21 protein-coding genes are annotated in these 22,339 nt (G+C 72.3%); 9 read left to right on the top strand and 12 right to left on the bottom strand.

The annotated features are described in order from the left end of the window. Positions 1-114 precede the first annotated feature (114 nt). Both ACF07S_RS00270 and ACF07S_RS00265 read left to right on the top strand, forming a co-directional pair. The gene (locus ACF07S_RS00270; RefSeq protein ID WP_391961298.1) at positions 115-699 is read left to right on the top strand and encodes a hypothetical protein; all 585 of its coding nucleotides are present in this window, start codon (positions 115-117) and stop codon (positions 697-699) included. Next, the gene (locus ACF07S_RS00265) at positions 696-887 is read left to right on the top strand and encodes a DUF5708 family protein (protein WP_391973081.1); all 192 of its coding nucleotides are present in this window, start codon (positions 696-698) and stop codon (positions 885-887) included. Before ACF07S_RS00270 ends, ACF07S_RS00265 begins: the two co-directional genes overlap by 4 nt. On the opposite strand, the gene ACF07S_RS00260 is transcribed toward ACF07S_RS00265, so the two are convergent. From ACF07S_RS00260 to ACF07S_RS00250, 3 genes are read right to left on the bottom strand one after another with little or no spacing between them, the layout of a single operon-like run. Continuing rightward, positions 884-1,456 (bottom strand): cob(I)yrinic acid a,c-diamide adenosyltransferase, encoded by a 573-nt coding sequence (locus ACF07S_RS00260; protein ID WP_391961296.1) that lies wholly within the window; start codon positions 1,454-1,456, stop codon positions 884-886. The genes ACF07S_RS00265 and ACF07S_RS00260 overlap by 4 nt on opposite strands. A gap of 28 nt (positions 1,457-1,484) precedes the next feature. Beyond that, positions 1,485-2,234 carry an ABC transporter permease gene (locus ACF07S_RS00255; RefSeq protein WP_391961295.1) on the bottom strand — a complete coding sequence of 250 codons (750 nt, stop codon included), beginning with the start codon at positions 2,232-2,234 and terminating at the stop codon, positions 1,485-1,487. 13 nt (positions 2,235-2,247) lie between these two features. Next, positions 2,248-3,030, bottom strand: coding sequence for an ATP-binding cassette domain-containing protein (locus ACF07S_RS00250; RefSeq protein ID WP_391961294.1), 783 nt, complete (start codon positions 3,028-3,030; stop codon positions 2,248-2,250). Between the two features lie 91 nt (positions 3,031-3,121). Between ACF07S_RS00250 and ACF07S_RS00245 the strand changes: the two genes are divergently transcribed. The 4 genes from ACF07S_RS00245 (at position 3,122) to ACF07S_RS00230 (ending at position 8,116) form a co-directional block, all read left to right on the top strand. Next, positions 3,122-3,763, top strand: a complete 642-nt coding sequence (locus ACF07S_RS00245) for a TetR/AcrR family transcriptional regulator (RefSeq protein ID WP_391973080.1) — start codon at positions 3,122-3,124, stop codon at positions 3,761-3,763. Positions 3,764-3,888: 125 nt separating this feature from the next. After that, complete coding sequence (locus ACF07S_RS00240; protein ID WP_391973079.1) at positions 3,889-4,737, top strand: 3-hydroxyacyl-CoA dehydrogenase family protein; 849 nt, start codon at positions 3,889-3,891, stop codon at positions 4,735-4,737. 151 nt (positions 4,738-4,888) lie between these two features. Further along, entirely contained in the window at positions 4,889-5,212 is a 324-nt protein-coding gene (locus ACF07S_RS00235; protein WP_024884536.1) for an STAS domain-containing protein, read from the top strand. A 270-nt stretch (positions 5,213-5,482) separates the two neighbouring features. After that, a complete protein-coding gene (locus ACF07S_RS00230) occupies positions 5,483-8,116 on the top strand; it encodes an ATP-binding protein (RefSeq protein ID WP_391973078.1) in 2,634 nt (877 codons plus the stop codon). A gap of 66 nt (positions 8,117-8,182) precedes the next feature. Here ACF07S_RS00230 and nucS read toward each other — a convergent pair whose 3' ends face one another. Then, positions 8,183-8,854 (bottom strand): endonuclease NucS, encoded by a 672-nt coding sequence (gene nucS, locus ACF07S_RS00225; protein WP_391961290.1) that lies wholly within the window; start codon positions 8,852-8,854, stop codon positions 8,183-8,185. 289 nt (positions 8,855-9,143) lie between these two features. On the opposite strand from nucS, the gene ACF07S_RS00220 reads away from it, so the two are divergent. Continuing rightward, positions 9,144-9,536: an SCO5389 family protein gene (locus tag ACF07S_RS00220; RefSeq protein ID WP_391961289.1), complete on the top strand. Its 393-nt coding sequence runs from the start codon at positions 9,144-9,146 to the stop codon at positions 9,534-9,536. Between the two features lie 80 nt (positions 9,537-9,616). Here the strand turns inward: ACF07S_RS00220 and ACF07S_RS00215 are convergent, their stop codons facing one another. Further along, complete coding sequence (locus tag ACF07S_RS00215) at positions 9,617-10,645, bottom strand: LLM class flavin-dependent oxidoreductase (RefSeq protein WP_391973077.1); 1,029 nt, start codon at positions 10,643-10,645, stop codon at positions 9,617-9,619. A 241-nt stretch (positions 10,646-10,886) separates the two neighbouring features. Here ACF07S_RS00215 and ACF07S_RS00210 point away from each other — a divergent pair, with 241 nt between their 5' ends. Then, the gene (locus ACF07S_RS00210; protein WP_391961287.1) at positions 10,887-11,219 is read left to right on the top strand and encodes an ATP/GTP-binding protein; all 333 of its coding nucleotides are present in this window, start codon (positions 10,887-10,889) and stop codon (positions 11,217-11,219) included. Positions 11,220-11,226: 7 nt separating this feature from the next. On the opposite strand, the gene ACF07S_RS00205 is transcribed toward ACF07S_RS00210, so the two are convergent. The 7 genes from ACF07S_RS00205 to mce form a co-directional block, all read right to left on the bottom strand. Further along, entirely contained in the window at positions 11,227-12,099 is an 873-nt protein-coding gene (locus ACF07S_RS00205; protein WP_391973076.1) for an ABC transporter permease, read from the bottom strand. Next, entirely contained in the window at positions 12,096-13,289 is a 1,194-nt protein-coding gene (locus ACF07S_RS00200) for an ABC transporter ATP-binding protein (protein WP_391973075.1), read from the bottom strand. The genes ACF07S_RS00205 and ACF07S_RS00200 overlap by 4 nt, the downstream gene beginning before the upstream one ends. Positions 13,290-13,413: 124 nt before the next feature. Continuing rightward, positions 13,414-14,187 carry an ABC transporter permease gene (locus tag ACF07S_RS00195; protein ID WP_391961284.1) on the bottom strand — a complete coding sequence of 258 codons (774 nt, stop codon included), beginning with the start codon at positions 14,185-14,187 and terminating at the stop codon, positions 13,414-13,416. Further along, positions 14,184-15,143 (bottom strand): ABC transporter ATP-binding protein, encoded by a 960-nt coding sequence (locus ACF07S_RS00190; protein ID WP_391961283.1) that lies wholly within the window; start codon positions 15,141-15,143, stop codon positions 14,184-14,186. The genes ACF07S_RS00195 and ACF07S_RS00190 overlap by 4 nt, the downstream gene beginning before the upstream one ends. A gap of 85 nt (positions 15,144-15,228) precedes the next feature. After that, positions 15,229-16,167, bottom strand: coding sequence for a cellulose-binding protein (locus ACF07S_RS00185; protein WP_391961282.1), 939 nt, complete (start codon positions 16,165-16,167; stop codon positions 15,229-15,231). A gap of 183 nt (positions 16,168-16,350) precedes the next feature. Further along, a complete protein-coding gene (gene scy / locus ACF07S_RS00180; RefSeq protein ID WP_391973074.1) occupies positions 16,351-20,232 on the bottom strand; it encodes a polarized growth protein Scy in 3,882 nt (1,293 codons plus the stop codon). A gap of 231 nt (positions 20,233-20,463) precedes the next feature. Further along, positions 20,464-20,904 (bottom strand): methylmalonyl-CoA epimerase, encoded by a 441-nt coding sequence (gene mce, locus ACF07S_RS00175; protein WP_391961280.1) that lies wholly within the window; start codon positions 20,902-20,904, stop codon positions 20,464-20,466. 147 nt (positions 20,905-21,051) lie between these two features. Between mce and ACF07S_RS00170 the strand changes: the two genes are divergently transcribed. After that, a complete protein-coding gene (locus ACF07S_RS00170) occupies positions 21,052-22,293 on the top strand; it encodes an acetyl-CoA C-acetyltransferase (protein ID WP_391973073.1) in 1,242 nt (413 codons plus the stop codon). Positions 22,294-22,339 lie beyond the last annotated feature (46 nt).

Raw genomic sequence — 22,339 nt, 5'->3', positions numbered from 1 at the left:
CCCCGGGGACGGTCCCGGACTGCATCTTTCGGTGTACCGCGGGTTCACCGGCGGCGACGACGCGCCGGGCCGCTCCGGACGGGAGCCTGAATGGGTGACCGAAAGGAGCGAACCATGATCGTCGCGCTGATCGCGGCCTGTGAGATCGGCTTCTGGGTGCTGCTGGCCGCCGGGCTGGCCTGCCGCTACCTGCTGAGGATGCCGCGCACCGGGCTGGCGCTGCTGCTGTGCGAACCGCTGCTGGAGGTCGTCCTGCTGGTCGCCACCGCCCTGGACCTGAAGAACGGCGCCGAGCCGAACTGGACGCACGGACTGGCCGCGCTCTACATCGGCTACACCGTGGGCCACGGACACCGCACGGTGAAGTGGCTCGACGGGCACGCCGCGCACCGGCTGGGCGGCGCGCCCCGGCCGGCGGGCCCGCCGCGGTACGGCATGGCCCGCGCCCGGTACGAGGGCACGGTGTGGCTCGGCACGCTGCTCGCCGCGGCCGTGGCGACGGGGCTGCTCCGGATCGCCATGTGGTACGTCGACGACCCGAGCCGCACCACCTCCCTGGAGAGCTGGCAGGAGACGGCCTGGCGTGCGGCGGCCCTCCACGGCCTGATCGCCCTCTCGTACGCGATCTGGCCGAAGAAGGCCCCGGCCGCCACCGCCCCGGCCCCCTCCGGGCAGGAGAAGGAGGGGGCGGGCCGGTGAGGCACCTGTCGGAGCGGAACGTGTGGGAGGGGAGCGCCACCCTCCTGGTGGGCCTCGCCCTGTGGCTGTTCACCGGGGGAGTGGAGGTCCCCCTCGTCACCCCGGCCAAGGTCGGGGTGGTGATGATGTGCTGCGGCGGCGCGCAGACCGCGTGGGGCCTGTACCGGTCCGTGCGCCGAGGGGCCTAGCGTTCCCCGCCCGGCACCCACAGCACGTCGCCGGTCTCCTCGTTCGCCACGCGGGCCAGGATGAACAGGAGGTCGGAGAGGCGGTTGAGGTAGGTGGCGGTCAGGGGGTTCATGGTCTCGCCGTACGCCTCCAGCGCGGTCCAGGTGGAGCGCTCGGCCCGCCGTACGACGGTGCACGCCTGGTGCAGCAGGGCCGCGCCGGGCGTGCCGCCGGGCAGGATGAACGAGCGGAGCCTGTCCAGCCGCTCGTTGAAGCGGTCGCAGTCCGCCTCCAGCTTGTCGACGTAGAACTGCTCGACCCGCAGCGGGGGGAACTCCGGGTTCTCCACCACCGGCGTCGACAGGTCCGCGCCCACGTCGAACAGGTCGTTCTGCACCCGGGTGAGGACCCGCACGACCTCGTCCTCCAGGCCGCCCAGCGCGATGGCCGTACCGATCACCGCGTTCGCCTCGTTGGCGTCGGCGTAGGCGGAGATCCGCGGATCGGTCTTGGGCACCCGGCTCATGTCGCCGAGGTTGGTGGTGCCCTTGTCCCCGGTCCGGGTGTAGATGCGCGTCAGGTTGACCATGCGACCAGCCTAAGTGCCGTGTCGGTGGTCAGGCACCGGCCGTGCGGAACACCCGTGTGCCCACCGTCAGGGCGAGGGCCGCGAGGCCGACGGCGACCAGGACGCCGTACAGCATGGAGGCACTCGCGTACTCCCCGACGTAGGCGTCCCGCACCGCGTCCACCAGGTAGCGGAAGGGCATCAGGTGGGAGAGCACGTCCAGCCAGGCCGGGCCCAGGCTCATCGGGAGCATCAGGCCCGACAGCAGCATCGACGGCATGGTCAGCGCGTTGATCGCGGGCCCGAAACTCTGCGGGGTGTCCATCCTCATGGCGAGCGCGTACGACAGCGAGGCCAGGGACACGGTCAGCAGGGCGACGAAGGCGAACCCGATCAGCACGCCGGCCAGCGGTGCCCGCAGGCCCATCACCAGGGCCGCCAGCACCAGCAGCACCGCCTGGAAGACGAACACGGTGGCTTCCCGCAGCACCCGGCCCAGCAGCAGGGCGAGGCGGCTCACGGGTGTGACCCGCATCCGGTCGACCACCCCCTGGTTCTTCTCGATGATGATCGTGAAACCGGCGAACGAGGCCCCGAACAAACCGAGTTGCAACAGCAGCCCCGGTACCAGCAGCTGCCAGGAGCTGCCCCGGCCGCCGAGTGGCAGACCGGTCAGCAGCGGGCCGAAGAAGAGGAGGTACAGCAGCGGCATCAGCACGCCGAAGAGCAGTGCGAAGCGCGAGCGCAGGGACTGGCGGAGATAGCGCCCGTAGATGAGCGCGGTGTCGTGGAGCAGCATGGGTGTCGGTGTCCTACACGGCTACGGGGGCGGCGTCGGCCTGCGGGGCGCTGCGGCCGGTGATGGCGAGGAAGGTCTCCTGGAGCGAGGCGTCGATCGAGCCGCCGTACCGGAGCTTCAGGGCGCTCGGCGTGCCCTCGGCGACGACCACGCCCCGGTCGACGACGACCAGCCGGTCCGCGAGCGCGTCCGCCTCGTCGAGGTAATGCGTGGTCAGGAACACGGTGGTGCCGTGCTCGTCGCGCAGCCGGCGCACCAGGTCCCACAGTCCGGCGCGGCTGCCGGGATCGAGGCCGGTCGTGGGCTCGTCCAGGAACAGCACCTTCGGGCGGTGGGTGAGCGCCATCGCGATGTCCAGGCGGCGCCGCTGCCCGCCGGAGAGCGCGGCGCACTTGCGGTCGAGCAGCCCGGTGAGGTCCAGGTCGCGGGCCAGTTCCGCGGTGCGCTCGGCCGCCCGCGCCCGGGTGAGCCGGTACAGGCGGCCCTGGGTGAGGAGTTCCTCCCGCACCGTGATCTGCGGGTCGACCCCGCCGGACTGCGCCACGTAGCCGCAGGCCCGCCGCACCCCGGCCGGATCGCCGGCCAGGTCGTGGCCGGCGACGGTGGCCGCGCCGCCGGTGGGGGCGAGCAGGGTCGTGAGCATCCGCAGGGTGGTGGTCTTGCCGGCGCCGTTGGGCCCGAGGAAGCCGAGGATCTCACCCTCGCGGACGGTGAGGTCGATGCCGCGCACTGCCTCGACCGGGCCGTTCCTCGTCCGGAAGGTACGGGCGAGACCGGCCGTACTGATGATTGCCATGGCCTCAGGAAATCAGAGTCACTTAAATTTTGCAATGAGCCCAAAATTTCAGAGAGCCCAAGGAATTTCGTCCCGCCCTACGATGAGGGGCATGGCAGAGGGGCTCAGGGAGCGGAAGAAGCGCGAGACCAGGCAGCGGATCTCGGACATCGCCACCGGGCTGTTCCTGGAGCACGGCTTCGTGACGGTGACCGTCGCCGAGGTGGCGGAGGCCGCCGACGTCTCCGTGAACACCGTGTACAACTACTTCCCGACCAAGGAGGACCTCTTCTTCGACCGCAGCGCGGGCGTCGTCGACCGGCTCTCGCGCTGGGTGCGCGGCCGGGACACCGGCGAGTCCGCGGCCGCCGCGGTGCTGCGCGAACTGCGCGGGGAGGTCGAGGCGGTCTCGCCCCGGGTCGGCCTGATGGACGGCTACGACCGCTTCATGAGGGTCATCCAGGACGCGCCGCCCCTGCGTTCCCGGCTGTGGGCCATCCAGCAGGAGGTCCAGGACAACCTGGAGGCGACCCTGCGCGAGGAGACCGGCGCACCGGACGACGACCCCCTGCCCGCCCTGATCGCCGGTCAGCTCAACTGGGTCCACCAGACGGTGATGGGCACCATCGGGCGCGCCATGGTCGCCGGCCGCGACCGCGGCGAGGTGTCCCGCGCGACCCTGGTCCTGCTGGACGAGATGGAGGGCCTGTTGAGTCCCAAGGTGCTCAAGTACGCCGTCCGGGGCGCCTCCTGACCGGCTCCGGTGTGATGTCCGTCATGTGAGACGTGACGCGCGTTACTTAGCGGTCACACGGCGCCCGGTGAACGCTAGTGTCCGCTCCTGGAGAACAAGCCAGCGCGCATCAGGGGAGTCGTACAGTGGCACGCAAGCTCGCCGTCATCGGGGCCGGCCTCATGGGGTCCGGCATCGCCCAGGTCTCCGCCCAGGCGGGCTGGGACGTCGTCCTGCGCGATGTCACCGACGAGGCGCTCACGCGCGGCACCGACGGCATCAGGGCGTCGTACGACAGGTTCGTCGCCAAGGGGAAGCTGGAGGCGCACGACGCCGACGCCGCCCTCGCCCGGATCACCACCACCACCGACCTGGACGCCTGCGCGGACGCGGACGTCGTGGTCGAGGCCGTGTTCGAGAAGCTCGAGGTCAAGCACGAGATCTTCCGCGCGCTCGACAAGCTCGTACGGGAGGACGCCGTCCTCGCCTCCAACACCTCCGCCATCCCGATCACCAAGATCGCGGCCGTGACGGAGCGCCCGGAGCGGGTCGTCGGCACCCACTTCTTCTCGCCGGTGCCGATGATGCAGCTGTGCGAGCTGGTCCGCGGCTACAAGACCAGCGACGAAACCCTCGCCAGGGCGCGGGAGTTCGCCGAGTCGGTCGGCAAGACCTGCATCGTCGTCAACCGCGACGTCGCCGGCTTTGTCACCACCCGCCTCATCTGCGCCCTCGTCGTCGAGGCCGCCAAGCTGTACGAGTCGGGCGTGGCGAGCGCCGAGGACATCGACCTGGCCTGCAGGCTGGGCTTCGGTCACGCCATGGGGCCGCTGGCCACCGCCGACCTGACCGGCGTGGACATCCTGCTGCACGCCACGGGCAACATCTACGCCGAGTCCCAGGACGAGAAGTTCGCCGCTCCCGAGCTGATGCGCCGGATGGTTGACGCCGGTGACATCGGCCGCAAGAGCGGGCAGGGCTTCTACGAGCACTGAGACCGCACCCGCCCCGGCGCGCATCACACGCCGGGGTGAATTCGGTATCGGTTCGCTTACAGCGGGCAACCCCGGCCGCCGCGGCGGAGTCAGAGGTTGCATCACCGGCATCACGAACGCGGAGCACGAGACGCACGCACGGGGAGCGCATATGCACATCAGGGGCGACCACGCCGAGCTGGTCGTCGGGGGCCGCCTCGACGTCCGCAGCGCGGCGGACGCCCGTACGGTCCTGCACTCGGCGGTCGACGACGGAGCCGGCGACCTGGTGCTGGACCTGTCCGAACTGGACTCCTGGGACGCCACCGGACTCGGGGTGATCATGGGAGCGCACCGGCGGGCCGGCCGGTGCGGCCGGCGACTGGTGCTGCGCGACGTCCCGCCGCAGATGCAGCGCCTGCTGGTGGCCACCCGGCTGCACCGGATCCTGGCGATCGAGGGGGGCATCGGGGTGGACACGCTGCCCCGTGTGTGAGGCCGTACGGGGACGCAAGGGGCGACCGGTACGACCCGGGCCGGACCTCGGCGAACCGTGCGTCGTCCGCACAATCCTCACGAGACTGTGACGTCCGGGACGGCGCGGCACCCCGGGCTGTCGTAGATACTGGGCGAAGGTTTAGGGTGCGGCTGCCCGCTGCCTCGCAACCCTCGAGCGGGCCCGGACCAGAAGCGACAGCGCGCGGTGTGCGGCAAGGCCGGGAGGGCTTCAGGCAGGCACACGACGCTTTTGGGGGGCTAAGGACCTATGGACCCGAACAATCCGGGACCCGAGGAGTACGGCCAGGACGAGAGGGGCGCCTCCCGGTCATGGGGGTCCCCCCGCTCGAGCGAAGCCGGGAGCGGGGGAGGATCCGGGACCGGCGCGGGCCCCGCGCCGCGCCAGCGCCCTGCCCGGGAGTCCCTCACCGCGGACTTCGGACAGCACGCGCCCGCGCTCGCCCGCACGGTGCAGCTCGTCTCCGGTGACTTCCTGCTCACCGTGAACCCCGTCGACGGCAGCGAGATCGAACCCTGCCCGCCGGCCGAACGGCCCGCCCGTCCGGTGAAGATGGGCGAGGCCGAGCGCGCCGAGGTGGAGCGGGCCGCCAGGCCGCCCGTGCCGCCCGGACCCGCGCAGCCCCCGCTGCCGCTGCTGGCCCGGCGGGAGGAGCGCGAGAAGCTGGTCCGGCTGCTCGCCCGCGGCCGCTCCGTACGCCTCACCGGCCCCGCCGGCTCCGGCCGCACCCGGCTCCTCGGCGTCGTCGCCGAGGACTGCGCGGACCTCGCCCCCGACGGCGTCGTCCGCCTGAACGGCCACCGCCGCACCGCCGACGACCTGCTGCACGACCTCTTCTACGCCGTCCACGACGCCCCGCTGCACCGGCCGGACCGGGCGGAACTCCTCGACTGCGTCCGCGGGATCGGCGCCGTCGTCGTCCTCGACGACCTCGAGTTCGGCGGCGCCGCCCTGGACGAGCTGCTGGACGCCACCCCCGAGTGCGCCTTCCTCTTCGGCGTCACCCCGGACGTGCCCGAGCCGTCCGCCGACGCCGGGATCGAGGAGGTCGCCCTCACCCACCTCGACCGCGCGGCCGGCCTCGACCTGCTCGAACACGCCGTCGGCCGCCGGCTCACCGAGGACGAGTCGAACTGGGCCGGCGACCTCTGGTTCGAGTCCGAGGGACTGCCGCTGCGCTTCGTCCAGGCCGGCGCCCTGCTGCGGCAGCGGGACCGGCTGCGGGCCGGCGCCGACGCCGTCGACGAGTACGGCGTCTTCGAGGACGTGTGGCCCAGCGCGCCCCCCTCCGAACCGGCCGACGGCGACGAGGTCCCGCTGCCCTCGCTCGGCGAGGCCGCCGCCCCCGCCCCGCTGCTCGCCTCCCGGCTCAGCGCCTCCGCCCGCGCCACCCTGCGGTTCGCCGTCGCGCTCGGCGGCGAGGTGCCCCACCAGGCCCATCTGCCCGCCCTGGTGGGCGACACCCACGCCGACGCCGCGCTCGGCGAGCTGGTCGCCTGCGGGCTGGTCTCCCCGGCCGGTTCCCGCTACCGGCTCGCCGCCGGGGTCCCGGCCCAGCTGGAGGCCGCCGGGTACGCCGACGAGGCCGAGGCGCAGGCCCGCGCCGCCGCCCGGCACTACGCCTGGTGGACCGGGCACCCCTCGGTCACCCCCGAGCGGGTGTGCGCCGAGGCCGACGCGGTGCTCGCCGCCCTCACCGTGCTGTCGCCGCTCGCGGCCACCACCACCGGGGACGAGACCGACACGGCCGTACGGCTGGCCCGTGCCGCGGCGCCCGCGTTCGCCGCGGGCCTGCACTGGAGCGCCTGGGAACGGGCGCTGCGGTCCGGCTCGGAGGCCGCCCGGCTCGCCGGTGACGTGGCGGAACAGGCCTACTTCCACCACGAACTCGGCGTCCACGCCCTGTGCGCCGGCCAGCTCGACCGCTCGCGCGCCGAACTGGAGGCCTCCATCGCGCTGCGCGGCGCCCTCGCCGACAGGCGCGGCACCGTCGCCGGCCGCCGGGCGCTGGCCCTGGTCGCCGACCGCTCGGGCACTCCGCTGACGCTCACGCCCCCGGCGGGCGAGGAACTGCCCGAGGCGTACCCCGAGGAGCCGGCCCCGCCGCCGCGCGGGGCGCCGACCGCGTTCCCGGAGCTCCAGCCGCCCGCCGACACCCCGCTGGTCCTCAACCGCGCCGTGCCGCCGCCCTCCCGCTCCCGGACGGGCGCCGCCGGGAGGGCCGGCGCGCTGAAGACCGGCGGCCTCAAGGGCGTGGCCCGCCGCAATCTGGTGGCGGCCGGCGCGGGCGCGCTGCTCGTCGCCGTGCTGGGCACCGTGGTCACCCTCGGCGCCACGTCGGAGAACGACGCCGGCACCCCGTCCGACAGCGTCGGCGTGAACCCGTCCGCGAGCCAGGGCGCCGACGACGGCAGCCTCGGCGCCGAGCGGGCGGACGAGGAGAGCGGCGGCGACACCGGCGAGGCCACCAGCCGGCCGACCGACCCGGGGCCGGACGGCACCCTGGGCACCGCCGACGACCCGACGCCGACGGCCACCGCGTCGGACGAGCCGTCGGAGCGCAAGAGCGGTACGGCGAAGCCGGACGAGCCCTCGGACCCGGCGAAGCCGTCGACGTCCGGCAAGCCGCCCGCGAAGCCCTCGACGTCCGGCAAGCCGTCGGAGTCTCCCGAGCCGTCCGAGTCGGAGCCGACCGAGACCGAACCGGACCCGGACCCGGAGCCCACCGGGAGCGAGACCGGCACCACGCCGACGGAGGAGCCGTCCACGAGCGACAACGCCAGCGGCCCCACCTCCTCCGCCCCCGCAGAGACGAGCAGTTCGGCGAGCGCCCCGCAGAGCAGCGGGGCCGGCACGCCCGGCAGCCCGGAAACGGTGATCTGAGCCGGCGGACACGCGTGAGGGCCGGGTTCCCGACGGAACCCGGCCCTCACGTCCGTCACGCCCGGATCAGAACAGACGCAGCTTGTCGTCCTCGATGCCGCGCAGCGCGTTGTAGTCGAGGACCTGGCAGCCGATGCCCCGGTCGGTCGCGAGGACCCGGGCCTGCGGCTTGATCTCCTGCGCGGCGAACACACCGCGCACCGGGGCGAGATGGGGATCGCGGTTCAGCAGCTCCAGATAGCGCGTGAGCTGTTCCACGCCGTCGATCTCGCCGCGCCGCTTGATCTCCACCGCGACGGTCCGCCCCTCGGCGTCCCGGCACAGGATGTCGACGGGACCGATCGCGGTCATGTACTCGCGGCGGATGAGGGTGTAGCCCTCGCCGAGGGTCTCGATGCGGTCGGCGAGCAGTTCCTGGAGGTGCGCTTCCACGCCGTCCTTGATCAGGCCGGGATCGACGCCCAGTTCGTGCGAGGAGTCGTGGAGGATCTCCTCCATCGTGATGATGAGCTTCTCGCCCCCCTTGTTGACGACGGTCCAGACGCCCTCTTCCTCGCCGGTGCCCTCCTTCAGAGTGCAGGGCGGCGACATCCAGTTCAGGGGCTTGTAGGCCCGGTCGTCGGCGTGGATCGAGACGCTGCCGTCCGCCTTGATCAGGATCAGACGGGGTGCCGACGGCAGGTGCGCGGTGAGCCGCCCGGCGTAGTCCACGGAGCAGCGGGCAATGACGAGACGCATGGTCGGCAACGCTACTCGACCGGACGGGGTGGACGCGATCCGCCCTCACGGCAGCCCCCTGAGCCCCACGGGGCGCGTCCTGAATCTCCTGGAAAACGCGTGTTCGGGGGATGGCCGATTACCGGCCCACGGGGAGTCCCGTATCCGGCCGTTCTGGTGGTGCCGTTACGGTCCGTTGCTTACGGTATTGAACGGGAGGTCGCGAACTGGGTACGCAGTGTGTCCGATATCGCGCCCTCCCTCATCTGTCAGGCAACCCCTGCTCGTTGGGGGTGCGAGAGGAGAACCCATGTCGCTCGACGTCTCACCGGCCCTACTCGAACAGGCCGAGCGAGGCGAGGTCGACGAAGCTGAATTCGTCGACTGCGTCCGGACCTCCCTGCCCTACGCGTGGGAGATGATCAGCTCCCTGGTGGCCCAGCTGAAGGTGGACGGCGGAGCCTTCGCCGACAACCAGACGCCCCCGCCGGACGAGCACGCGCGCGGTCAACTGCTGCGTGCGCTCGCGAGTGACGCGATACGCGGCGCGCTGCAACGGCACTTCGGTGTTCGGCTGGCCTTCCAGAACTGCCACCGGGTGGCCGTGTTCCCGCTTGACTCCTCGGTCGACGAGACGCTGGCCCGCTTCACCTCGGTGCGCAATCAGCTGCTGAACCAGTCGCCGGAACTGCGCGACTGCTGACGCGCCTCATCGCTTGCCGCTCCGTACGCGGGAAGTACGGTCTGTACCGGGGCGGCAAGCCTTCCGTGAACCCGGCTCGCTCAGGCGAGTTGGGGGAGCACCTCGCCCCCGAGCCGCCGTACGTTCTCCTCGGTGGCCGCCAGGTCGCCGGAACCCTCGACCAGCAGGGCGAACCGGGAGATGCCGGTCCGCTCGCTGGTCGCGGCGAGCCGGTCGGCGCACAGCCGCGGGGGCCCCACCGGGTGCAGCCCGCAGAGCAGTTCGGTGTACGCCAGCGGATCGCGCATCCGCCGCTGCCGCCCGTCCACCGTGACATGGGCCTCGAGCCCCTGCTTCAGCCAGCCCGGCATCGCCTTCAGCAGGGTCTCCGCCGCGTCCGTGCGCCGGTCGGCGATCTGGCAGACGCCGGCCGAGACATGGGCCGCGCGGTGGACCTCCGGGCCCTGCCGCCCGCACGCGCGCGCGTGCCGCCCCCACAGGGCGACCATCTCGGCCTTCTCCTCGTCCCCGATGTGCATCCCGAGCAGCATCGGCAGTCCGCGCTCGGCGGCCAGCCGCACGCTCGACGGGGAGGTGCAGGCGACCACCACCTCCGGGCCCCCGGTCTCGGTCAGCGCCTCCGACGGGCGGGGGACGACGGGCACCTCGCGGAAGCGGAAACGCTCGCCGCCGGCCGCGACGGACGGTTCACGCAGCCAGCGCACCAGCAGATCGAGTGATTCCGGGAACCCCTTCTCGTACGCCTCCAGTCCGGAGCCGAACACCTCCAGATCGACCCACGGGCCGCCGCGCCCGAGTCCCAGGGTGAACCGTCCGCCGCTCGTGATGTGCAGCAGCGCGGCCTGTTCGCCGAGGGCCACCGGGTGGACGGTGGACAGCACGCTGACCGCCGTACCGACCCTCAGGCGGCGGGTGCGGCCGAGCAGGAGGGCCGCCAGGGTGATGGCCGACGGACAGGTGCCGTACGGCACGAAATGGTGCTCGGCCAGCCAGGCGGTGTCGAGTCCGGCCTCCTCGGCGACCTCGGCCGAGCGGACCGCGCGGTGCAGTGCCTCACCCTCGCCCTGCCCGGGGAACCGGGCGGCCAACACGAAACTTCCGACGCGCATCACTTTCCTGCTTCCTTGGCCCCGACGCGGAGCTCCCCCGCAGGGCATAACCGCCCGACACCTGCCGAGGACACGGCAGGACGAGGGACTTTGCGGATTGTCTGCAGAATGCGCGGCTCGGCAGGGGTGCCGCGGCACCGCGGCGGGAACGCGTGGCGATCGGTGCCGTATGTCTGCCCCGGCTCCTCCCGCGTAGGCTGGACGCCGCCCCCGCATCCGGTGAATCCCCGAGAGGTGTTCTGTGTCCCCGCGTCGAAACCGACCCAAGGGAGCCGGTTCGTCCGGCCGGAGCGCCGAGGACGACCGGTCCGGCCGCTACGGCGGCTGGCACTCCACGGAGAGCTGGCGGGGCGAGGAGTGGAGCGTACGCCACGTGGCGGGCTCCAGCGCGCAGGGCAAGGCCTACCGGTGCCCCGGCTGCGACCAGCTGATCCCGGACGGCGTGCCGCACGTGGTGGCCTGGCCCGCGCACTCGGGCGTCGACGAGCGCCGGCACTGGCACAAGGCCTGCTGGAACGCCAAGGACCGCCGCACCACACGGGTGCAGCGGTCCCGGAACGCGCCGAAGTTCTGAACGGCCGCTACACGTCCCGCTTCTCCAGCAGGGTGAAGGCGCCCCCGAGCGCGGCCGCCGTGGCGACCAGCATGATCCACAGCGGGTCCCAGCCGGACGGGCCGGACTGCGACAGGGAGTTGGCGTAGAAGATGCTCATCTGGTTCGGGATGGAGTACTCGAACAGCGCCTGCTGGACGTCCCGGAGCGAGGACGAGAACATGAACAGCGCGATCACCAGCGGGGCGAGCACGGCGCCGATCATGATGGTGATGGCGCCCGCCGAGTGCCGGATGACGGACCCGACGGCCAGCGCCAGCGTGCCGAGCAGCGCCAGGTAGAGCGAGACGCCGACCGTGCCCTTCAGCCACTCCTCGCCCGTCGGCTCCTTGACGTCGTGCCCCTCGAGCAGCGCCACGTGCAGGAAGCCGACGAGGGTGGCGCACACCAGGGTGACCACGAAGGCGATCAGGAAGAACACCAGGGCCTTCGCCGCGAGCACCCGTCCGCGTGTGGGGCAGGCGACCGTCGTGGTGCGGATCATGCCGGTGCCGTACTCCGACGCGGTGGTCAGCACGCCCAGCGTGATGACGCACATGGCGCCCAGCAGCAGTCCGAAGAAGCCGAGGGAGAGCGGGCTCTCGCCCCCCGTGCCGGGGTCGGAGCCGGCCACCACCAGGCCGGTCAGCAGGCCGATGCCGACGACGAGCAGCACGAACACGCCCAGCGTCCACATCGTGGAGCGCACGGACCTGATCTTCGTCCACTCGGAGGTGATCGCGTGCCCCAGGTGCGTGCGCACCACGGGGATCGGCGAGGTGTAGTGGGGGTGGGGGGAGCCGGGCGCCGCCTGCCAGTCGGGTGCGGCGGTCCCCGGCATCGGGGGCGGGGGCGTGCTCATCGGGCGTCCTCGGGCTTGGTCAGGTCGGCGGCGGGAGCGGTCGGGGGCGCGGCGGGCGGGGCGGGCTGCGCGTAGGGGTTGGCGGCGGGGGCGCCCGGAGTGGCGTAGGGACCCGCGGGAGCGTGGAGGGGCGCGGCCGGAGGTACTGCGAAGGGCTGCCCGCCGGGCCGGGGCGGCGGCGGGGCGTACCAGCCGGGCTGGCCCTGGCCCGGCACCGGCAGCGACGGCTGCACACCGGGCGGCAGCGGCTGCTGGAGCCCTTCCTTCTGGTCGGTGGTCGAGCGGTAGTCGACGGCGCCCTGCGTCATCCGCATGTACGCCTCCTCCAGCGAGGCCTGGTGCGGCGACAGCTCCCACAGCCGTACGCCGGCGTCGTGGGCGATGTCACTGATGCGCGGCAGCGGCAGTCCCGTCACCCGCAGCGCGCCGTTCTGCTCGGGCAGGACGTGCCCGCCGGCCTCGGTGATCGCCGCGGACAGCTTCTCGCGCTGCTGCGGTTCGGCGTCGGGGGTGCGCACCCGCGCGAAGTCGGCGGAGTTGGCCGAGATGAAGTCCTTCACGCTCATGTCGGCGAGCAGCTGTCCGCGCCCGATGACGATGAGGTGGTCGGCGGTCAGCGCCATCTCGCTCATCAGGTGGGAGGAGACGAAGACCGTACGGCCCTCCGCGGCGAGCGACTTCATCAGGTTGCGCACCCAGAGGATGCCCTCGGGGTCGAGGCCGTTGACGGGCTCGTCGAACAGCAGCACCTGGGGGTCGCCGAGCAGCGCGGCGGCGATGCCGAGGCGCTGGCCCATGCCGAGCGAGAACCCCTTCGACCGCCTGCGCGCCACCTCGTGCAGGCCCACCACACCGAGCACCTCGTCCACGCGCCGGGCCGGGATGCCCGACAACTGCGCCAGGGACAGCAGGTGGTTGCGGGCGGACCGGCCGCCGTGCACCGCCTTGGCGTCCAGCAGGGCGCCGACCTGACGAGGGGCGTTGGGCAGCCTGCGGTACGGATAGCCGCCGATCGTGACCTGCCCCGCGGTGGGGTTGTCCAGACCGAGGATCATGCGCATCGTCGTCGACTTGCCCGAGCCGTTGGGACCCAGGAACCCCGTGACGGCACCGGGTCGCACCTGAAAGGAGAGGTTGTACACGGCGGTCTTGTCGCCGTACTGCTTGGTCAGGCCGACTGCCTCGATCATGCTCCGCACCCATCGAAAGGTTCAGGACAGCGGGGCACACGCCCCCGTAAGGGTTAGGAGGATATCCAGGTGCTGACGGTTCCGCTCGAGGCGAGGTGGAAACCGGTCCCGGGCGGTCGCTCGCTCACTGCGCGTCACGCCGTTTCAGCGACGCGTAGCCGCCGGCGAGCGCGGCCAGCACCCAGAGCGCCATGATGCCGAGGCCGCCCCAGGGCCCGTACGGCGTCTCGTCGTCGAGGCGCGGGACCACCTGCATGATCCTGCTGCCCGCCTGGTCGGGCAGGAACCGGCCGGCCTTCTCGGTGGCGTCGACGTTGCCGAGGATGTTGGAGATCAGGAAGAAGAACGGCATCAGGATGCCCAGCGACAGCATCGGTGAGCGCAGCATCGTGGCGACGCCCATCGAGAACAGCGCGATCAGCGTCATGTAGAGGCCGCCGCCGAGGACCGCCCGCAGCACCCCGGCGTCCCCGATCGACGCCTTGTGCTCGCCGAGCATCGCCTGGCCCAGGAAGAAGGCGGCGAAGCTCGTCGCCATGGAGACGACGAGGGCGAGCGCGGTGGCCACCGCCAGCTTCCCGAAGAGGAAGGTGCCGCGCTGCGGTACGGCCGCGAGCGAGGCGCGGATCATGCCGGTGCTGTACTCGGTCGACACCACCAGCACCCCGAACACGATCATGGCGAGCTGGCCGAGGCTCATCCCGGCGAAGCTGATGAACGTCGGGTCGAAGGAGAGCCGGTCCCGCGCGCTCATCCCCTCGAACTCGTTCCTCGAGAGCGCGGAGATCAGCATGCCGAGCGCGATGGTGACGACCACCGCCAGGGAGAGCGTCCACACCGTGGACGCCACCGACCGGATCTTGGTCCACTCGGACCGTACGACCCGTGCTGCCGTCATGCTCGGCCCCTCTCCCGGCCGTCGCCCCACTGCTGCGGGGGCGCGGGCGTGCCGGAGTGGGCGTGGTACTCCACCGACTCCGCGGTCAACCGCATGAACGCCTCCTCCAGGGAGGCCTGTTGCGGGCTCAGCTCGTGCAGCACCAGCTGGTGCCGGGCCGCCAGCTCCCCGATGTACTCGGCCTTGGAACCGTCCACCTCCAGCGCCCCGTTGCCGCTCTCCACGGCGGTGATCCCGGCCCGGTGCAGCACGTCGAGGAGCCGCTCGCGCTGCGGGCTGCGCACCCGGACGAAGGAGTGGGAGTTGCGCTCGATGAACTCGGCCATGGAGGTGTCGGCGAGCAGCCGGCCCTGGCCGATGACGACGAGGTGGTCGGCGGTCAGCGCCATCTCGCTCATCAGGTGGGAGGAGACGAAGACCGTGCGGCCCTGGGCGGCGAGCGACTTCATCAGGGTGCGGATCCAGTGGATGCCCTCGGGGTCGAGGCCGTTCACCGGCTCGTCGAACATCAGGATCCGCGGGTCGCCGAGGAGGGCGGCGGCGATGCCGAGCCGCTGGCCCATGCCGAGCGAGAACCCCTTGGCCTTCTTGCGCGCCACGGCCGTCAGCCCGACCGCGTCCAGCACCTCGTGCACCCGCCGCCGCGGGATGCCGTTGCTCTGGGCGAGGCACAGCAGGTGGTGGTAGGCGCTGCGGCCCGGGTGCACGCCCTTGGCCTCCAGCAGGGCGCCGATGGACGTCAGCGGGTCCTTGAGCCGGTCGTAGTGGGTGCCGTCGATCCGCACGTCCCCGGCGGTGGGCCGGTCCAGGCCCAGGATCATCCGCATGGTGGTCGACTTGCCCGCGCCGTTGGGACCGAGGAAACCCGTGACGATGCCCGGTCTGACGGTGAAGGTGAGGCGGTCGACCGCCACCTTCTCGCCGTACCGCTTGGTCAGCCCCTCGAGCTCGATCATGAGGCCACGCTAAAACGGGACAAAGCCCTCTGCCACCTCAGTGGCAGAGGGCTTCGCCGATGTTCGGTCGCCGTTCGGCCGGACGTTACCGGGACTGCTGGGCCGGCACCCCGCGGGAGATCGGCTCGTCGTCGGTGGCCGACGTGCCGGTCGCGGCCACCGCGGCGCCCGTGAGCGTCGCCAGCATCTCGCGGACGTTCGTCAGCTGGGCGTTGATGGAGTCGCGGCGGTTGGTCAGCGCCGCGAGCTCGCGCTCGGATTCCGAACGGATCCGGTCGGCCTTGGCGTTGGCGTCGGCCACGATGTCCTCGGCCTGGCGCTGCGCGGTCTCCACCGTCTGGCGGGCGCGGCGCTCGGCGTCGGTGCGCAGCTTCTCGGCCTCCAGGCGCAGCTGCTCCGCGCGGTGCTCGATCTCGGCGAGGCGCTTCTCGGCCTTGGCCTGACGGGAGGCGAGGTCGCGCTCGGACTGCTCGCGGCGCTTGGCGAGGTTCGTCTCGAAGTCGGCGGCGGCCTGCGCGGCCTTGGCGCGGGTCTCCTCGAAGAGGGCGTCCGCCTCCTCGCGCTTGGACTGCGCGTCCTTCTGCGCCTCGGAGCGCATCTGGGAGGCTTCGCCCTGGGCCTTCTCGACGATCCGGACGCCCTCGTCCTCGGCCTTGGCCTTGCGCTCGGCGGCGTACGACTCGGCGTCGTTGCGCACCTGCTGGGCGGCCGACTCGGCGAGTTCGCGGTGCTGCTCCGCCGCGCGCCGCGCCTCCTCGCGCAGCTCCTTCGCCTCTTCCTCGGCGAGGCGCAGGATCTTCTCCACGCGCGCGCCGAGACCGGCGTAGGACGGCTCGGCGTCGCTGACCTGGGCCTGGGCGTTCTGCGTCTCGAGGTGGAGCTCCTCGATGCGCTTTTCCAGAGCGGTGATGCGGGCGAGAGCGCTGTCACGGTCGGAGACGAGCTTGGAGATACGTTCGTCCACCTGAGCGCGGTCGTACCCACGCCGCACAAGCTCGAAGCCGTAGGGGGAAGTGTCGCTCATGGGGTTCCTGTCGAATGAGACCGGTGAGGTGATAGGTGGAATCCTAGGGGTCGAAGCGCTGTGTCATCGAGCGGATGCACGTTTGATACGGAGAATGACACCCCTTTTGAGTGGCTGAGTGTCCCAGGGCTTGCCAAACCCTTGGTAAAAGCTCCTCGAACGCGGGGGATTTAGTCCGCTTTGCTAGCTTTCCGATGATTTGCCGCCCGGGCGGGTGGCACCCGCCGAGGCACCCGCCTTGACCCCGTTGTCCTTGCCGCCCGCGGGGGCCTCGAAGGACTCCAGCGCCTCCAGCACGTCCTGCACCCGGGAGATCTCGGTGTTGATGTCCTCGCGGCGCCGCACCAGCACCTCCAGCTCGCGCTTGCCCTCCTCGACCGTGCGCCGTGCCTCCCGGACCGCCTCGGCCTTCAGCTCCTCGGCCTCCTTGACGAGCGTGGCCTTCTTCTGCTCCGCCTCCTTGAGCAGACCCTCGGCCTTCTTCACGGCGGCGATACGCACCTTGCCCGCCTCGGAGTTGGCCTCGGACACGATCTCCTTGGCCTTCGCCTCCGCCTTGGCGAGCTGCTCCTCGGCGGCCTTGATGAGCGCGTCGCAGCGGTCGCCCGTGGACTTCATGGTCTCCGCCGCCTCGCGGCGGGCCCGCTCGTGCAGCTCCTCGATCTCGCTGGTGAGGCGGTCGCGCAGCTCCTCCGCGCGCGCCCTGATCTGGGTCGCGTCCCGGCGCGCGCCGACCAGCAGCTCGTCCGCGTCCGTACGGGCCTTCTCCACCCTGGAGTTGCCCTCGACGGTCGCGTCGGAGACGATCCGCTCGGCCTCGCTGCGGGCCACGCCGACCATCGTGTCCGCCTGCGCCTCCGCGTCCGCCGTCGTCTTCAGCGCCTGCTGCTGCGCCTCGGTGAGCAGCTTGTCCGCCTCGGCGGTGGTCTCCGTGATGAGCGTGTCGACCTGCTCGGCCGCTTCGGAGCGCCGCTTGTTGGCCTCCTTGCGGGCCTCGTCCAGGGTCCGCTCGGCCTCCTCGCGCGCCGCCGACACCAGCCGCTCGGCCTCCGCCGAGGCGTCGGTCCTGACGTGCTCGGCCTCGTCGCGGACCCGCTCCGCGTGCTGCTGCGCCGCCCCCACCGCCCGGGCGGCCTCGGCCCGCAGCCGCTCCGCGTCGCCGGTGGCGTCCGCGATCAGCTTCTCCGCCGTGGCGACCGACTCCGAGCGCACCCGCTCCGCCTCGGCGACGGTCTCCGTGCGCAGCCGGTCGGTGTCCGTGAGGGTCTCGGTGGTGAGCCGCTCCGCCTCGTTGCGCGCCTCGGTGATGAGCGTGTCCGCCTGCGTCGCCGCGTCCGAACGGATCCGGTTGGCGTCCTCACGGGCGTCCGCCCTGGTCCGCGCCGCGGCCTGCTCGGCCTCGGCGATGGTGTCCGACGCCTCCGTGCGCACCCGCTGGGCGTGTTCGGAGACGTCCGAGCGGATCCGCTCGGCCTCGGCGATCGCCTCGGACACGGTGTGCTCGGCCAGCGCCTTGGCGGCCTCCGTCTCCGTCCGCGCCTCGCGCCGCAGCCGTCCCGCGTCCTCGCTCGCCCGCTCCCGCTCCGCGTAGGCGTCGGCGCGGACCCGGTCCGCCTCCTGCTCGGCCTCGTGCCGGGTGCGCTCCGCCGCGTGCTCGGCCGCGCTGCGCAGCCCGGCGATCTCCTCCTGGGCCTGCTCGTGCAGCCCCGCGACGGATTCCCGCACCTGCGTCGCGTGCTGCTCGGCGGCCGACACCATCTCGGTGGCGCGCCGGTCGGCCTCCTCGACCAGGCGCACGGCCTCGGCCTGCGCCTCCTCCACGCGGGTGCGCGCCGAGGCCAGCAGTTCCTCGCTCTGCTCGCGGGCCCGCTCGCGCTCCTGGCCGGCCTCCTGCCGGGCCGCGCCGAGCAGCTCCTCGGCCTCCCGGCGGCGCCGGGCCGCCTCCTCCTGCGCGGCGGCCAGCGTCTCCGACGCCTCCGCGGCGATCCGCTCGGCGGCCCCCTGTGCCTCCGCCCGCATCCGGTCGGCGCTCTCCTGCGCCTCCGACTTCAGCCGCTCCGCCTCGGCCGCGGCCTCCGACCGCAGCCGTACGGCCACCGACTCGCCCTCCGCGCGGGCCGTGGACGCATCGGCGGCCGCCTCGTCGCGCAGCCGCTCGGCCTCCGCCTCCGCCTGCTGCCGGAGCGTACGGATCCGCTCGGCGGCCTCGGTGCGCAGCCGCTCGGTCTCCTCGGACGCCTCCCGGCGGATCCGGGCGGCCTCCTCGCGCGCGTCGCTCAGCGCCTGCTCGGCGGCTGCCAGGCGCTCGGCGGCCTCCGTGCGCAGCCGCGCCAGTTCCTCGGTGGCCTCCGCGCGCCGCGCCTCGACGCTGCGTTCGGTCTCCTCGCGCAGCTCGCGCGCGGCCCGCTCGGCGTCCTCCCGGAGCGCGTCGGCCTGCTCGACGGCCTCCGCGCGGTGCCGCTCGGCCTCCTTGCGGGTGCGCTCCAGCGTCTCCTCGGCCTGCCGGCGCAGCGTCGTGGCGCGCTCGATGGCCTCGGTGCGGACCTTCTCGCTGTCCGTCTGCGCGGTGGAGCGCAGTTCGTCCGCGTCGGCCTTCGCCTTGGCGAGCAGCTCCTCGGCGGACTTCGCCGCCTCCTCGATCTGCGCCACGGCCTCCTTGCGGGCCTCCGCGCGGATCCTCTCGCCCTCGGCGACCGCGTCGGCGCGCAGCTGCTCGGCCTCGCCGCGCAGCCGGCGGGCCTCCTCCTGCAGCCCGACCGTCTTGGCGCGGTACTCCTTGGTGTCGTCCTTCGCCGCGCCCTTGAGCTGCTCGGCGATGTCGTGCGCCTCGGCGCGCAGCCGGTCCGCCTCGGCCTCGGCCTCGGTGCGGATCCGCTCGGCCTCCTCGGCGGCGGCCCTGGTGGTCCGCTTCGCCTCCTCCGACGCCTTGTTGAGGACGTCCTCGGCGGTCCTGGCCGCCTTGGACAGCTGCGTCGCGGACTCCTCCGCGGTGCGCGCGCGGGCCTTCTCGACGGCCTCGGTGACGACCTTCTCGGCCTCCGCGCGGGCGTCGGCGACCAGCTGCTCCGCCTCGGCCCTGGTCTGCTCGGCCTCCTTCGTGGCCTCCTGGACCAACCGGGCGACCTGCTCCTTGGCGGTGCGGGTGCGGGTCTCGTTGGCGGACTCGGCGGAGGCGATGGCCTTGGACGCGGCCTCCTTCGCCTCGGCGATCACCTTCTCCGCCTCGGCGCGCGCCTCGCGCAGCGCGCTCTCCGCCTCCGCCATGCGCTGCTCGGCGGACCTGCTGAGCTCCTGCGCCTGACGGCGCGCGGACTCCGACTCGCTGGCGGTCGACGTCCGCAGCTGCTCGGCGTGGTCGGTGGCCTCCTGCGCCTGCGTGGAGGCGGCGCTGAGCAGCCGCTCGGCGTCCGCGCGGGCCCGGCGCAGGATCTGCTCGGCCTCCGCGCGGGCCGACTCGGCCTCGCTCCGCAGCCGCTGGCGGGCCTCGGAGGTCAGCCGCTCGGCCTCCGCGCGGGCGGCGGCCATGGCCTGCTCGGTCTCCGCGCGGGACTCCTCCAGCAGCCGGCGGGCCTGCTGCTCGGTGCGGGCGCGCAACTGCTCCGCCCACGCCACGTTCTCGTTGACGTGCGACTCGACGGTCTGCCGGCGCTCGGCCAGTTCCCGGTCGAGCTGCTGGCGCCGTGTCACTGCCTCCTGGTGCAGCTCCGCCTGGAGCCGCGCCGCCTGCTCCGCGTGCTCCTGGAGGATCCGCTGGGTCTGCGCCCGCGCCTGGCTCAGCTCCCGCTCGGCGTCCGCGCGGAGCTGTTCGGCCTGCATCTGCGCGTTGCGCAGCATCTGCTCGGCCTGGTAGCCGAGGTCGCCGCCGTCGTAGGCGGGCCGGGACATGATGGTGCGCCGCGCCTCGTGCAGCTTGGCGCGCAGCACCTCGACCTGGTAGCCGAGGTCCTCGGCGTGCTGGATCGCCTTTTCCCGCTCGGTCTTCAGCCGCTTCATCTCGGCTTCGAACCGAGAGAGGTGGTCGACGTCAGCCGCCGGCTCTCGCTCCTGGCTCTCGTAGCCCCGCACTGCGCGGTCCCATCCGTCCCCTGGTCGCAAGTCTGGCCGAGCTCCGTCCATCCGCCGGACGGGGCCCCCGGGGAATGGTGTCAGATCAACGGCGGAGCATGGGCTGATGCCCCGCGCTCGCCCCCCGATACCCGGACCCCGGTCATCCCGCCGACGAACGCGACGACGGGAACGGTCACCACGAGTCGAGCGGCGACCGGACCCAACCCTACCGGCCCTTATGTACGAGGGTCAGTGCTCGGATGACTCAACAGGCGCCGAAGTGACCAGTTCTGTGAGTACGCCGTGGCAGTCCTTGGGGTGCAGGAAGGTGATCCGTGACCCCATGGAGCCGCGCCGGGGCTCTTCGTACAGAACGCGTACGCCCTTGTCCCTGATGCCGGCGGACTCCGCGTCCACGTCCGCCGTACCGAAGGCGATGTGGTGGACTCCCTCGCCGTTCTTCGCGAGCCACTTGGCGACGGCGGAGTCCTCGCGGGTCGGTTCGAGCAGCTGCAGGTAGGAGGCCCCGCCGTCGGAGGTGTCGTTGATCTTCAGCATGGCCTCGCGCACGCCCTGCTCCTCGTTGACCTCGGAGTGGAACACCTCGAAGCCGTAGGTGGCCCGGTAGAACTCCACGGTCTTGTCCAGGTCGAAACAGGCGATCCCGATGTGGTCGATTCGCGTCAGCATGGGTTCAGTGCAGCGCTCCCCGGGTGGTTACGCAACGTGCGCGCGATCACACCGAAAGGCCGATGACGGCGCGGACCGCGCCTCAGTACATTCGAAGTAAACCCTCGTTCACTCCTCGGCTGTGCAGCCGGAAGGGGATCGCAGCCCATGTCATCTGCATCTTCCGCATCCTCCGCATCCTCCGCATCCTCCGCAACGAACGGCACCACGTCCGTGATCGTCGCGGGCGCCCGCACCCCGATGGGGCGGTTGCTCGGTTCGCTGAAGTCCTTCTCCGGAGCCGACCTCGGCGGCTTCGCGATCAAGGCCGCCCTCGACCGTGCGGGGATCGGCGGCGACCAGGTCCAGTACGTGATCATGGGGCAGGTGCTCCAGGCCGGGGCGGGGCAGATCCCGGCGCGCCAGGCCGCCGTCAAGGCCGGCATCCCGATGAGCGTCCCGGCGCTCACCATCAACAAGGTGTGCCTCTCCGGCCTCGACGCCATCGCGCTGGCCGACCAGCTCATCCGGGCCGGCGAGTTCGACGTGGTCGTCGCCGGCGGCCAGGAGTCCATGACCAACGCCCCGCACCTGCTACCGAAGTCCCGCGAGGGCTTCAAGTACGGCGCGGTGCAGATGCTCGACGCCATGGCGCACGACGGTCTGACCGACTCCTTCGAGAACATCGCCATGGGCGAGTCCACCGAGAAGCACAACACCCGTCTCGGCATCGCGCGCCCGGAGCAGGACGAGATCGCCGCCCTGTCCCACCAGCGGGCCGCGGCCGCCCAGAAGAACGGCGTCTTCGAGGCCGAGATCACCCCGGTCGGGATCCCGCAGCGCAAGGGCGACCCGGTGCTGTTCAGTCAGGACGAGGGCATCCGCGGCGACACCACCGCCGAGTCGCTGGGCAAGCTGCGTCCCGCCTTCACCAAGGACGGCACCATCACGGCCGGTTCCTCCTCGCAGATCTCGGACGGTGCGGCGGCCGTGGTCGTGATGAGCAAGGCCAAGGCGCAGGAGCTCGGCCTGGAGTGGATCGCGGAGATCGGCGCCCACGGCAACGTGGCGGGCCCCGACAACTCCCTGCAGTCGCAGCCGTCCAACGCCATCCGGCACGCCCTGAAGAAGGAGGGCCTGGAGGTCTCCGACCTGGACCTCATCGAGATCAACGAGGCGTTCGCCGCGGTCGCCGTGCAGTCAATGAAAGACCTGGGCGTTTCCTCCGAAAAGGTGAACGTCAACGGTGGTGCCATCGCGCTGGGTCACCCGATCGGAATGTCCGGCGCACGGCTGGTGCTGCACCTGGCGCTGGAGCTGAAGCGGCGCGGCGGCGGTGTCGGCGCGGCGGCGCTGTGCGGTGGCGGCGGCCAGGGCGACGCGCTGATCGTGCGGGTACCCCGGGCCTGAGATCCGGCGGGTGTCGCCGGACCTTCCCTACGAACGGATCTGAACG

This window comes from Streptomyces sp. NPDC016640 (assembly GCF_043076215.1).
Lineage (GTDB): Bacteria > Actinomycetota > Actinomycetes > Streptomycetales > Streptomycetaceae > Streptomyces.
This window is presented reverse-complemented; position numbering and strand designations above follow the sequence as displayed.

Coding starts and splice junctions, on each gene's coding strand:
- ACF07S_RS00245 (WP_391973080.1), top strand. CDS start 3,122: ATGGCAGAGGGGCTCAGGGAGCGGAAGAAGCGCGAGACCAGGCAGCGG.
- ACF07S_RS00170 (WP_391973073.1), top strand. CDS start 21,052: ATGTCATCTGCATCTTCCGCATCCTCCGCATCCTCCGCATCCTCCGCA.
- ACF07S_RS00215 (WP_391973077.1), bottom strand. CDS start 10,645: ATGCGCGTCGGAAGTTTCGTGTTGGCCGCCCGGTTCCCCGGGCAGGGC.
- ACF07S_RS00220 (WP_391961289.1), top strand. CDS start 9,144: ATGTCGCTCGACGTCTCACCGGCCCTACTCGAACAGGCCGAGCGAGGC.
- mce (WP_391961280.1), bottom strand. CDS start 20,904: ATGCTGACGCGAATCGACCACATCGGGATCGCCTGTTTCGACCTGGAC.
- ACF07S_RS00200 (WP_391973075.1), bottom strand. CDS start 13,289: ATGATCGAGGCAGTCGGCCTGACCAAGCAGTACGGCGACAAGACCGCC.
- ACF07S_RS00270 (WP_391961298.1), top strand. CDS start 115: ATGATCGTCGCGCTGATCGCGGCCTGTGAGATCGGCTTCTGGGTGCTG.
- ACF07S_RS00235 (WP_024884536.1), top strand. CDS start 4,889: ATGCACATCAGGGGCGACCACGCCGAGCTGGTCGTCGGGGGCCGCCTC.
- ACF07S_RS00185 (WP_391961282.1), bottom strand. CDS start 16,167: ATGAGCGACACTTCCCCCTACGGCTTCGAGCTTGTGCGGCGTGGGTAC.
- ACF07S_RS00205 (WP_391973076.1), bottom strand. CDS start 12,099: ATGAGCACGCCCCCGCCCCCGATGCCGGGGACCGCCGCACCCGACTGG.
- ACF07S_RS00250 (WP_391961294.1), bottom strand. CDS start 3,030: ATGGCAATCATCAGTACGGCCGGTCTCGCCCGTACCTTCCGGACGAGG.
- ACF07S_RS00255 (WP_391961295.1), bottom strand. CDS start 2,234: ATGCTGCTCCACGACACCGCGCTCATCTACGGGCGCTATCTCCGCCAG.
- ACF07S_RS00195 (WP_391961284.1), bottom strand. CDS start 14,187: ATGACGGCAGCACGGGTCGTACGGTCCGAGTGGACCAAGATCCGGTCG.
- ACF07S_RS00260 (WP_391961296.1), bottom strand. CDS start 1,456: ATGGTCAACCTGACGCGCATCTACACCCGGACCGGGGACAAGGGCACC.
- nucS (WP_391961290.1), bottom strand. CDS start 8,854: ATGCGTCTCGTCATTGCCCGCTGCTCCGTGGACTACGCCGGGCGGCTC.
- ACF07S_RS00230 (WP_391973078.1), top strand. CDS start 5,483: ATGGACCCGAACAATCCGGGACCCGAGGAGTACGGCCAGGACGAGAGG.
- ACF07S_RS00190 (WP_391961283.1), bottom strand. CDS start 15,143: ATGATCGAGCTCGAGGGGCTGACCAAGCGGTACGGCGAGAAGGTGGCG.